The following is a 12496-nucleotide window of genomic DNA, read 5'->3' as shown; positions in this document are numbered from 1 at the left end:
AAGTTTTAAGTTATACTATTGTATTTTTTCAACTCACAAAGATAATTTATTTTTTTAGAAAATAACTTCCAAAGCTTTATTCTAAATATAAACTAGCTTCTTTGTAATCTATTTTTGCTTGATATTTTAATAACAAGTCGCTACCCAGAAGTCCAATAATAGGTTCTATTGACACTTGTTTGTATGCCTCATTTACTGTTGATAAATCAATCATGGCTAAGGAAACACCCTCTATTAGGAAATTTCCAAGTGCTAAGCTGTTCAATGTGGTAAAAGTTACATCAACTTGTCCCCCAATTCCACTGGTATAGGGTGTTTCTTTTAGTTCATCAATGGCAAATGCCAAAGTAGCATCAATCACCGTTCGTGAAGCTCCTGTATCTACCACCATTTTACCATGAATTTCATCATTTATTAATACATCTATTAAAAGGTGGTAGCTATTATCCTCGAGAGTGAGAATTTCCAGAGGGATTTTCATCATTTTAGCAACTTCTCCTTCCATTCTTCTTCTTTAAATCCTACCAACACAAAATCATCAGCAACAACAATAGGACGCTTTATTAACATTCCATCTGAAGCCAAGAGTTTTATTAGTTCTTCTTCTGAGGCGGTCTTTACCTTATCTTTCAAATTCATTTCCCTGTAAACCTTTCCGGAAGTGTTAAAAAATTTCTTTACTGGAAGCTCACTGCGATTAATCCATTCAGCGAGTTCATCCTTTGTGGGAGTGTCTTCAACTATGTGTCTTGACTCAATATCTATATTATCATCTGCCAGCCACTTGCTTGCTTTACGACAAGTACTGCAATTGGGATATTGTACTAATAAAAGTTTTGTCATCGTAATAATCTTAATTTCGAATATGATTATTTAATAAAAAAGGGCATTTTGATGTACAAAACAACCCCTTTTTATTGATTTTATTATTAGATATTCTAGAACATATCCATTTCGTCAAGCACTTTCATCACTGATTTTACAGCCTCTGCTGAATTATCTAGAAGTGCTTTTTCTTCCTCATTCAATTTCACTTCAATGATTTCCTCGATACCGTTTCTTCCTAATTTTACAGGAACTCCCAAATAAATATCTTTCATACCATACTCACCATTCAAGTAAGCACATACTGGGAAGATACGTTTTTGGTCACGCACTATAGCTTCAACCATTTGGGCAGCAGCAGCACCCGGTGCATACCAAGCAGAAGTTCCCATAAGATTTACTAGTTCTCCACCACCTGTCTTCGTACGTTCAATGATAGCTTCTAATTTGTCGTCATCAATTAACTCCTTCAAAGGAATACCGCTCACTGTAGTATAACGTGGAAGTGGAACCATAGTATCACCATGTCCTCCCATTAGCAGTGCTTGAATATCTTTAGGAGAAACATCAAGAGCCTCAGCTAAGAAAGAACGGTAGCGTGCTGTATCCAACACTCCTGCCATACCAAACACTTTATTCGATGCTTTCTTTGATGTCAAATAAGCAGCGTAAGTCATTACGTCTAATGGATTCGAAACAATAATAATAATTGCATCTGGAGAATGTTTCACTACATTTTCAGTTACTGACTTCACGATTCCTGCATTCGTTGCAATCAAGTCAGCGCGACTCATTCCTGGCTTACGAGGAATACCAGAAGTAATGACGACAACTTCAGAACCAGCAGTAGCTTCATAGTCATTAGTTACACCTTTTACTCTGGTGTCATAATAATTAATTGGAGAAGTTTCCCACATATCCAAAGCTTTACCTTCTGCTAAACCTTCCTTGATATCGACTAAAACTAGTTCATTTGCTAGATCTTTTTGAGCAATGCAATTTGCACAAGTAGCACCTACGTTTCCTGCACCAACGACTGTAATTTTCATATCTGTATTTTTAAATGAGTTTTAAATATTTTATTGTGTTAAAATGTCTCAACAAATATAACAGAAATTCACTGTTCTAAAAAAATACTTTAGAACATATCTATATATCGATGGATATTGTACCTTTGCAAAAAAAATATCCTATGCCAGAGCACAAATACACCCATCGTCTGATTCGTCTGAACCGATATATTGCCAATGCTGGAGTATGTACTCGCAGGGAAGCTGATCAACTCATTAAAGAAGGGAAAATACGTGTAAATGGTGAGGTAGTCACGCAACTTGGCACTAAAGTAAGTCGTACTGATACGGTACAGTGGGATAATAAAAAATTGCAAGCTCGTCGAAGATTTTACGTTTTACTGAATAAGCCTAAAGGTTTTATAGCTACAGTAAAAAACATAGATGATCCTCGTCATGTGATGCAACTCGTAAAAACGGCTTGCAAAGAACGCATCTACCCTGTAGGACAATTGGACAGAGAAGACACTGGTTTGCTGTTGTTTACTAATGATGGTGAATTAACCAAAAAACTGATGGCTAGCACTTACAAAAAGGAACAAGTTTTTCAAGTACAACTAAATGAGCCTCTGCAAGAAAAAGATCTGGAGAAAATCAAGAAAGGAATAAGAATAAATGGAGAACTTATAGAAGTGCCAAACATTCGATGGGTAAAACAGGTCGATAAATCAGTTGTGGGCATAGAAATTCTTTCTCATAAGAATAGAGTGGTAAAACGAATCTTTCAAAGCTTAGGTTACAAAGTAGCACGTGTTGATAGAGTGTTATATTTAGGACTTACCAAGAAGAATCTAAAAAGAGGTCATTGGCGAATGCTTACAGAGAAAGAGGTTCGGAATATAAAGTTCTTTTAGAAAGGTGTATTCTCATCTTCTTGATTTCTGAAGTTTTCAAAATCTGCATGATCATTGGGCGAGGTATCAAATACAGTATCTCCACCATCATCATTATCATTCATTCTAGAACCAAATCTAGCTATATCACTGTAGTCCTTATCTTCTAAATCTGAAAATTTAGCTAATTCTTTACGGAAATTCAATGAGATTTCACCAATAGCACCATTTCTATGTTTAGCTATAATAATATTAGCTATTCCTATAAGGGAATTACCATTATCATCATCAGTCTTACCATAAACCTCGGGCCGGTGAATGAATAGCACCATATCGGCATCTTGCTCTATGGCTCCAGACTCACGAAGGTCTGACAACATAGGCTTTTTATGCTTATCTGCACGTTGCTCAACCCCACGATTCAACTGTGATAATGCGATAACTGGAATATTTAATTCTTTAGCAATAATCTTTAACTGACGAGAAATGAGACTAACTTCTTGTTCCCGATTACCTCTGCCTACATTTCCTGCTGACATCAATTGCAAATAATCAATCACCAAACAGCCGATGTTATATTGTTGCTTAAGTCTCCGCGCCTTTGCTCTTAACTCAAAAATAGATAAGGCCGGAGTATCATCGATATAAATAGGCGCTTCCACTAAATCCTTAATCTTTGAATTTAATTGCTCCCATTCATAAGCTTTCAAATCACCGCTACGCAATTTCTCAGAGCCTAGTTCCGTTTCACTTGCAATCAAACGATTTACCAACTGAATAGAAGACATCTCAAGAGAAAAAATGGCAATAGGAGCTTTGTGAATAATAGCCATATTGCGAGCCATAGACAGCACAAATGCAGTTTTTCCCATAGCGGGACGGGCAGCAATAATAACCAAATCACTGTTTTGCCAACCTGCAGTTATCCTGTCAAGTTCTGTAAATCCTGAAGGCACACCACTCAAACCATCTTCCCGGTTTGCCAACTCTTTCACAATATCTAAAGCTTCATCAATGAGTGGTTTTATCGGTTTTGTCTCTGTACGAATATTTCCGGCAGCAATATCGAAGACATCTTGTTGCGCTTTATCAAGTAATTCAGCAACATCCTCGCTTTCATCATAGGCATCAGTCTGAATCTCAGAAGAAACTCTAATTAATTCTCTTTGGATAAACTTTTGATGGATAATCCGAGCATGTGTTTCTACGTGAGCCGCAGAGGCTACGCTGTTTGTTAGCTGTGCCACATAAGCCGCACCTCCTGCTGCTTCTAAAAGTTCCATCCGTTTCAATTCTTCCACTACGGTAAGCATATCAGCATTTTCTCCCTTTCTGTTGAGACTAAAAATAGCATTATAAATATGCTGATGTGCTTCCTTGTAAAAGCTGTCTGCATTTAATATATCGCCGACGGCAACTACAGCATCTTTTTCTAATAACAGAGCCCCTAGAACTGCTTCTTCTATTTCGATAGCCTGCGGTGGCACTTTGCCGATTTGGCTTGCTAATTGGTCTATTGATACGTACTTTTTCTTTTGTTGCTGTTGCTTTGCCATCTTGATAATTGGTACTTTTATTTTTTTGTGGATTACAAAGGTAACAGCTTTTTCATTTTTTACCTCCCTTTGTTAATTACTTTTTGGAATGATAGATCGGATAAAATATAATAACCTAAATCTACTCTAATCAATACTTTTTCTTCCTGTATTTTGATTTTTGTATCTAATTCCACCACAGAGTAAAATTATCTGATTACTAGAAATCTTTCTTACATTCAATTACTTTACAATCTGCAATTTTGCAAATTTCAACAACAAGGTTTTTTCTCCAAAACTGATAAATTTTACCGTAGCCTTTCTGTTTTGCTCCTCCCCTTCAATTTTCATAATTTCTCCGGCGCCAAATCTGGAGTGAATGACTCGCATACCGGGTTCGAAAGCAGATGCCTCGTCAGGTTTAAAATTGGATGGGGCTGTAGTGCTAGATAGTTTTTTAAATCTTGGTGCTGGACGGTTAGTATTAACACCACTGGCATAGCTTGGTTTCGATGATTGATATTTGGGTTTACCAAAAGTATTGCTCCGCGAAAGAAAAGCTGGACGATGAGTCAATTCTTTTAAATCTTGTTCCAAATATTTCTCGTCAAGTTCAAAGAGAAAACGACTAGGATTTTCCTGATGCACATTTCCCCAGCGGTAGCGCGTAACTGCAAAGGACAAGCACGCACGTTCCTTAGCACGAGTAAGTGCAACATAAAACAACCGGCGTTCCTCTTCTAAACTTTTCTCAGTAATATCACCACCTATATCAGAAGGAAAAAGTTTTTCTTCCAAACCGACTATAAATACATTTTTAAATTCTAAACCTTTAGAGGCGTGTACAGTCATCAAAGAAACATGATTCTTATCGTCTCCTTCATCTTTATCCATATCTGTTAAGAGTGCAACATTTTCCAAATAACTGGCTAAATTGTCTTCATTATCTTCTTCTTGTGCAGTTTCGGAAAACTCTTGAATTCCATTAAGCAATTCGTTTAAGTTATCATACCGAGAAATTCCTTCGGGAGTTTTATCAACTCGCATTTCTTGTAAAATACCTGTTTGTAAGGCAACATCTTTGGCTAATTCAAAAGCTGAAGTTTCTTCTAGATCTTTTCGATATTTTTCGATAAGTTGCACAAAATCGTACAATTTTTTAATCGTTCCAGAGTTAAAGTAATCACGATAAGCACTTATATTACTTAACACTTCCCACATACTTTTCCCTTCAGAGGTCGCAATATTTACCACTTTATCAATAGTTGTGAGTCCGATACCACGCTTTGGATAATTAATCACTCTGCGAAGTGCTTCTTCGTCATTAGGATTAGCTATCAATCTCAAATAAGCCAACATATCCTTAATCTCTTTTCGCTGATAAAATGATAAGCCTCCATAGATTTTATATGGAATATTATGCTTACGCAAAGCTTCTTCTAAAATACGTGACTGAACATTAGTACGATATAGTATTGCGAAATCTTCATATGTATTATCACCTTGATGGTATTGATTAAAAAGTTCTTTAACTACAAGAAAACCTTCTTCATTATCAGTGAGGGCTTTAATTATTTTCACCTTACTCCCTTCATCATTCATAGAATAGGCTTCCTTCTTTAATTGCTCTTTGTTTCGTGCAATAACACTATTGGCTGCATTGACTATATTTTGAGAAGAACGATAATTTCTTTCTAACTTAAAAAGTTTAGCATCCTTATAATCGTTTCTAAAGTTCAGAATGTTTTCAATTTTAGCTCCACGAAATGAATAGATACTTTGAGCATCATCCCCAACCATAAAAACGTTTCTATGAACTTGTCCAAGCATTTTTATAATCATATATTGCGCCATATTCGTATCTTGATACTCATCTACTAATATATGTGTAAAACGTTGTTGATACTTCGCCAGTATTTCGGGATTATTTTTAAATAAAATATTAGTGTACAATAGAAGGTCATCAAAATCCATTGCATTCGCTTTTCGGCATTTATTAGCATAGATTTCATAGATTTCTCCTGTTCTTGGACGTTTTGCAGCTTCGTCTCTTACACGTATATGCGGACTATTTTGATAAGCTGAAGCAGTGATAAGATTATTTTTAGCTGCAGAAATTCTATTGTAAATAGCTACAGGTTTGTAAACGGAATCATCTAATTGCAGGGATTTAATAATGAGCTTTACAGCATTTTTTGCATCAGTCGCATCGTAAATAGTAAACGAAGAGTTAAAACCTATTGCTTCAGCCTCATAGCGGAGTATCTTAGCAAAGACTGAGTGAAAAGTCCCCATCCATAGACCTGCAGCATAGTCATAACCAACGATTTTTGCAATTCTTTCTTTCATTTCGCGAGCCGCTTTGTTGGTGAATGTCAATGCCAAAATATTGTGGGGTGTCACTCCATTTGCAATAAGATGTGCAATTCTATAGGTAAGCACGCGAGTTTTCCCAGACCCTGCAGAGGCTATCACCAATGCAGCTCCATCTATGTGCTCAACCGCTCTTCTTTGCTCTTCATTTAAATCCTGTAAATAATCCACTCCTGCTATTTTTTTATTTCAAGATTCAAAGATAAGGCATTTCAATAGCAACCAAAGCCATTGTCAATAAATTCCTATAATTCTAAGAAATTAATAACAAAGAATTTTTCTTAAACTCATTATTTTTCACATAAAAAAAGAGGAGTAATATTACCCCTCTTTTACTAACTAAAAAACTAATGTTTACTTACTTTCTTTTACAGTTGGCTGTCCAAGCTTCACCGTCTTTATACATTTTGATATTTAAATTTGACTCATCAATAGTTATAATACTACCTTCTGTCCAATCTATTTCAAATTTGTTTTCTCCTTTTTCGATTTCGACATCTTTTATGGAAGGTATTCCATCAGAAAAGCGGAAGTTGTATTTGTCTCCAACTTTCACAACAGTTACTTCACCATTATCATTACTCTTTGACTCATCACCGTTGGTATAGCCAATCGCACCTTCATAGGTTCCAACAAAAACGTTATTATCTTTAGGATCATCATCGTCATCACATGATGCTAAGAATAATAATGCAATACTCAAAATTCCAAATAATTTTAATGCTTTTTTCATGTCTTTTTAAATTTTAAAATTTCAATAATACCATTGCAAGTGCTGTGCCAAAGTCAAACAAAGAGTCTGTTATAAGTTCTAAATAAGTGTTAATCACCACCTAGTTTTCAGAAAACTTCATTTTTTCTACCTTTGCGGTCTATGACTGCTAAAGTATCCTTTAAAGAAATTAATAGACTCGCTATTCCAGCCATATTCGCGGGTATCGTTGAACCTCTTATTTCGATAACGGATACGGCTGTTGCAGGCCGTTTACCCACAGACACTGTCGCTGCTCTAGCAGGTGTGGGTTTAGTTGGTGCTTTCTTGTCAACTTTGATTTGGATATTTGCACAGACAAAATCTGCAATCTCTGCCTACGTTTCCCAAGCATACGGTGCTAGTAAGATAAATGGCATACGTCCCTTATTCAGTCAGATATTCTGGATGAATTTTGTGATAAGCATCCTTATATTGAGTAGCACCTATTTTTTTGCTCGAGAAATTTTCAAAATCTATGCTGCAAAAGGTTTAGTCCTCGATTATTGTGAAGAATATTATAAAATAAGAGCCTGGGGATATCCTCTTACGCTTTTAACATTCACTATTTTTGGTGCCTTTAGAGGATTGCAAAACACTTCTTGGGCGATGACTATTAGCATAACAGGTGGCTTATTAAACATTGTGTTAGATTATATCTTTGCTCTGCAACTAGACATGCATGTTAAAGGTATTGCTTACGCAAGCTTAGTAGCTCAAGGCGTGATGTTCTTGCTTGCTTTATTTTATTTATTTACAAAAACTCCTTTCCGACTACGACTTAGGCTGAAACTGCATCCTCTGATGCCTCAAGCTATAGGAATGACACTAAACCTCATCGCCAGAACGGCTTCTTTAAATATTGCTTTATTTCTCGCGAGTCGCTATGCCACATCTTACGGAGCCGCATATATCGATACGCAGTCTATTTTAATGCAAATATGGTTGCTCTCAGCATTTATTTTAGATGGTTATTCGAATGCTGGCAATGCTATATCTGGTAGATTACTAGGTGCTAAAGACTATAAAAGTCTCTGGTTATTAAGTATCGATCTTTCAAAAAGCATGGTTATAGTTACGCTAGTTTTAATGGCATTTTATTTTGGATTCTATCGATCTATTGGAGAATGGTTTGCTCCAAATCAGACTGAAATTATTGAACTATTTGAAGAAGTTTTTTGGGTCGTTATTATTATGCAACCTATCAATGCTATTGCTTTTCTATTTGATGGGATGTACAAAGGGCTTGGCAAAGCAGCCTTGTTAAGAAATCTTCTTTTGACAGCTACTTTTATTGGCTTCGTTCCTACTCTGCTTTTCTTTGATTATTTAGATTGGAAGCTTTATGCCATCTGGACTGCTTTTTTCGTATGGATGCTTATACGTGCAGGAGGATTGGTTTGGGATTTCCGCAAGAGGTACAAACCCCAGCTTGTTAGCTAGGCTCCATAAAAATGCATTTCCTCAATATATTGATACACAGAAGGTGCTAAGAAGAAAGAAGGATCCTTACCTTCTGCATACATTTTACGTATCAGCGATGAAGAAATCTCCATCAGTGGAGCGTTTACCACTTTTAGATTTCCTTCATATTTAAAATCTGCCACATCAAAAGTCGGTCGAGGATAAACGATAATTTCATAATCGCGCAATAGAATTTCAAAATTTTTCCATTTGTGAAAATGCTTCAAGTTATCACTTCCCATAATGATTTGAAAATCATGAGAAGGATACCGCTCTTTCATATAAACTAAGGTGTCTATTGTATAAGATGGTTTTGGCAGATTGAATTCTATGGATGATTCTTCATAATCATCATATCCTTTCACAGCACGATTCACTAACTCCAATCGGTGATAATCATCTAATAAGGAAGCTTTTTTCTTTAATGGATTTTGCGGACTTACGACAAACCAAATTCTGTCTAAATCACTATATTCTTTAATGTAGTTAGCGATAATAAGATGTCCTACGTGGATAGGATTAAATGAACCAAAAAACAACCCTATTTTCATTATTGTGCAGTTTTAGAATGTGTTTCAATAATTGGTAACACCTCAGATGCTTGGGATACTTTATTATTATTTAAATCCAAATTTTCTTCAGAAATGTTTTGCAGGGGATTTTCCTCTTTATATCGCTGATATGCATTCATCATCCAGTCAAACAACATACGTCCGGCTTTCTCCGCTCCTTTGGAATTAAAATGCGTATAGTCCTTATTTGCCAACGGAGGTTCGGCATCTGCCCATTCTTTCATACTGCCTGCACCACCCATCATTGCATAAAGATTAAAAAATGCGGATTGTGTACTATCAGCTATTCTTTTCTGCTCGCGGATAAACAGTGGTAGCTCAGCAGGGGTTTGCATTTCTTCGCCATCTTTAAAAGCTCTGTCTGCCATAGACATAATCACCACATTAGCGTCATTAAAACAATTTTTCAGATGTTTTACTACTCTGCTCATACGTCTGCTATACCATCTGAATCCTTTTGTATATGTTGGTGAAAACACATTAGTACCATAGCTCAAAATAATTAAATCATAATCAAGATACTGATTAAACTCTCTCATCAAACTTGTGTGAAGTCGTGTGAGCGGAAGCCCCGAGTTGCCTCTCACTGCTAAGTTATCAACAATAATACCCGTTGAAGATGCAAATGAAACGCCATATAGAGGTAATGTACCTTGATCATTCACAGTAATAACTATTTTTTTTTGATAATTAGGTAAGTCGATGATATTTACAGAACGCTTTCCGTCTAATGAAACCGCCATTTCATTTTCATCAGTGAGAACATGCACTTCTGGAGTTGCAAGTTCTAAGCTATCATAAACCTTACGTTTACCATAAAACAACTTAGGATTTACTAAACTCAATTCCTTATACGCCGGTCCTCTTTTGTAGGAAACATAAGCTTCTTGGATTGTAGCTGTATCGCCAACAAAGAAACTCTCTCCATTAATTCCATAGGGAAATATAGTATCTCTCTTTTTTAGAAATGTTTGTTTATTCCAGGTGTTGGAAAAAGAATGTTTGACACTGTACCGTCCAGCTGCAGAAACAGACGTTATGGGTACATAGCCTACCCCTTTGCCACCAAATCGTTTTTGAAGATAATGTCTAAACTGCATTACTAACATGTCAGCATCAAGCATGCTATCGCCGTAGAAAGCAATCCGAATCTGCCCTTTATTGTGCAGTTCAAGTTCCCTCAACTTCTCAAAAAACCCAACCAAGGTGTTTTCCTTAACTAAAGACTTATCTTCTGGCTGTATTTTGTACTTTTGTTCGTCCTTTTTCTGCTCTACAGCTTTATTTTCTACTATAACGACCGTAGTATCACCCACAGTGACATTCTCTACTTCTTTTAAAGTTTCAGCTAAAAGTTCGTCGATATGTTTTTTCTCCTCTGTAGGCAGTAAAGCATCTTTTGGAAAAGCATAGCGTAAGCCCACACCTATCAAAGCTGCAATAAAAAGTATTAACCATGCTTTTTTCATAAGATATCTAGCTATAAAGAACAAAATTAGACAAATTTAAGCTGAGATTGATATTAAAAAATACTTTTCTTACCAGTTTTAGTTCGTAGTCAATCATTTTTTTTAAAGCAATAAACGACAATTCTCTCAAATTTCGGTAAATTTGCTAAAATGTAAGTGTATAAATTTAGAAGAAGATGAACGAAATTATCTGTCCAAATTGCAAAAAAGTTTTTAAAGTAGACGAAGCAGGATTTGCGTCGATTCTAAAACAAGTAAGAGACAATCAATTTGACAAAGAACTAACGGAGCGTCTTCATCTTGCCGAAAAAGAAAAAAATGATGCGATAAAGCTCGCTGAGGAAAAGCAACGATCGAAATTTCAACAGCATTTAGCGAGAACTGAAAAAGAACTCACCGAAGAAAAGGCAAAAACTGAGCAACTGCTTAAAGAAAAACTGGCGAATAAAGAGTCCGAACTATCAGAGATGCAATCTAAAATGGCCAATGCCGAAGTGCAAAAGCAATTAGCAGTATCAGAAGCTACAAAGGCTATTGAAAAAGAGCTCACCGATGCCAAAGCAAAAACAGAGGAACTGCTTAAAGAAAAACTAGCACAAAAAGAGTCTGAACTAGCAACTTTGCAGTCAAAAATAGCGAATGCGGAAGTACAAAAACAGTTAGCAGTGTCGGAAGCTACCAAAGCCATAGAAAAAGAACGTGACGATTTAGCCAGCCATTTAAAAAGTAAGGAAATAGAACAACAACTGCTCGAAAAATCATTGACTGAAAAATACGAAATTAAATTAAAATCAAAAGAAGAAGAAGTTGCATTCTATAAAGATTTTAAAGTAAGGCAATCAACAAAGATGTTAGGCGAAAATTTAGAGCAACATTGTGAAATTGAGTTTAATAAAATCCGAGCCACAGCCTTCCCTAATGCTTATTTTGAAAAAGATAATGATGCAAGGCAAGGCAGTAAAGGAGATTTCATTTACAAAGAAGAAGATAATGAGGGTAATGAAATCATCTCCATTATGTTTGAAATGAAGAACGAAGGTGATGAGACGGCTACTAAAAAGAAAAATGAAGATTTTTTTAAAGAATTAGATAAAGATCGTAATCAGAAAAATTGCGAATATGCAGTTTTGGTTTCTGTTCTCGAAGCTGATAATGAATTTTACAACCAAGGAATTGTAGATGTTTCGCACAAATATCCAAAGATGTATGTGATTCGTCCTCAGTTTTTTATCCCAATCATCACCTTGCTTCGTAATGCGGCCATGAATTCTTTAAAATACAAAGCAGAACTCAATCTGATGAGAAGTCAGAACATCGACATTACCAATTTTGAAGAAAAAATAAATGCTTTTAAAACAGGATTTGCAAGGAATTACGACTTAGCGAGTCGCAAGTTTAAAACTGCAATTGATGAAATAGACAAAACAATCAATCATCTGCAAAAAACGAAAGAAGCATTGCTCTCTTCTGAGAACAACCTGCGTCTGGCAAACAATAAAGCTGATGACCTTACCATAAAAAAACTCACTCATGGCAATCCGACTATGAAAGCCAAGTTTGACGAAGCCAATAAGAAAAACGAATTATTCTAATCAATTTCTAAA

At 35.9% G+C, this 12496-nt stretch carries 11 protein-coding genes; 3 read left to right on the top strand and 8 right to left on the bottom strand.

All coding sequences use genetic code 11. The features are described 5' to 3' along the window. Positions 1–76 precede the first annotated feature (76 nt). The 3 genes from C7377_RS07255 to mdh form a co-directional block, all read right to left on the bottom strand. Complete coding sequence (locus tag C7377_RS07255; RefSeq protein WP_116496690.1) at positions 77–505, bottom strand: retropepsin-like aspartic protease; 429 nt, start codon at positions 503–505, stop codon at positions 77–79. Continuing rightward, a complete protein-coding gene (locus tag C7377_RS07250; protein ID WP_116496689.1) occupies positions 481–843 on the bottom strand; it encodes an arsenate reductase family protein in 363 nt (120 codons plus the stop codon). Before C7377_RS07250 ends, C7377_RS07255 begins: the two co-directional genes overlap by 25 nt. Positions 844–938: 95 nt before the next feature. Continuing rightward, the gene (gene mdh, locus C7377_RS07245; protein WP_116496688.1) at positions 939–1874 is read right to left on the bottom strand and encodes a malate dehydrogenase; all 936 of its coding nucleotides are present in this window, start codon (positions 1872–1874) and stop codon (positions 939–941) included. Between the two features lie 143 nt (positions 1875–2017). On the opposite strand from mdh, the gene C7377_RS07240 reads away from it, so the two are divergent. Next, positions 2018–2749: a pseudouridine synthase gene (locus C7377_RS07240; RefSeq protein ID WP_165806870.1), complete on the top strand. Its 732-nt coding sequence runs from the start codon at positions 2018–2020 to the stop codon at positions 2747–2749. On the opposite strand, the gene dnaB is transcribed toward C7377_RS07240, so the two are convergent. The 3 genes from dnaB to C7377_RS07225 form a co-directional block, all read right to left on the bottom strand. Then, positions 2746–4284 (bottom strand): replicative DNA helicase, encoded by a 1539-nt coding sequence (gene dnaB, locus C7377_RS07235; RefSeq protein WP_116496686.1) that lies wholly within the window; start codon positions 4282–4284, stop codon positions 2746–2748. The genes C7377_RS07240 and dnaB overlap by 4 nt on opposite strands. 222 nt (positions 4285–4506) lie before the next feature. Then, on the bottom strand, positions 4507–6807 hold the full coding sequence (locus C7377_RS07230; protein ID WP_116496685.1) for an ATP-dependent helicase: 2301 nt from the start codon (positions 6805–6807) through the stop codon (positions 4507–4509). A 187-nt stretch (positions 6808–6994) separates the two neighbouring features. After that, positions 6995–7369, bottom strand: coding sequence for a hypothetical protein (locus tag C7377_RS07225; RefSeq protein ID WP_116496684.1), 375 nt, complete (start codon positions 7367–7369; stop codon positions 6995–6997). Between the two features lie 141 nt (positions 7370–7510). On the opposite strand from C7377_RS07225, the gene C7377_RS07220 reads away from it, so the two are divergent. Further along, positions 7511–8830 carry an MATE family efflux transporter gene (locus C7377_RS07220; RefSeq protein ID WP_116496683.1) on the top strand — a complete coding sequence of 440 codons (1320 nt, stop codon included), beginning with the start codon at positions 7511–7513 and terminating at the stop codon, positions 8828–8830. Here C7377_RS07220 and nadD read toward each other — a convergent pair. Together nadD and C7377_RS07210 are read right to left on the bottom strand one after the other, a co-directional pair. Then, entirely contained in the window at positions 8827–9402 is a 576-nt protein-coding gene (gene nadD, locus C7377_RS07215; protein ID WP_207778453.1) for a nicotinate (nicotinamide) nucleotide adenylyltransferase, read from the bottom strand. The two genes, C7377_RS07220 and nadD, sit on opposite strands and share 4 nt — an antisense overlap. After that, complete coding sequence (locus C7377_RS07210; RefSeq protein WP_116496681.1) at positions 9402–10892, bottom strand: SGNH/GDSL hydrolase family protein; 1491 nt, start codon at positions 10890–10892, stop codon at positions 9402–9404. Before C7377_RS07210 ends, nadD begins: the two co-directional genes overlap by 1 nt. 176 nt (positions 10893–11068) lie before the next feature. On the opposite strand from C7377_RS07210, the gene C7377_RS07205 reads away from it, so the two are divergent. Next, complete coding sequence (locus C7377_RS07205; RefSeq protein ID WP_116496680.1) at positions 11069–12484, top strand: DUF2130 domain-containing protein; 1416 nt, start codon at positions 11069–11071, stop codon at positions 12482–12484. Positions 12485–12496: the final 12 nt, after the last annotated feature.

This window comes from Balneicella halophila (assembly GCF_003096835.1).
GTDB lineage: Bacteria > Bacteroidota > Bacteroidia > Bacteroidales > Balneicellaceae > Balneicella > Balneicella halophila.
The sequence above is the reverse complement of the archived record's forward strand: the minus strand, read 5'-3'. Positions and strand labels throughout refer to the sequence as shown.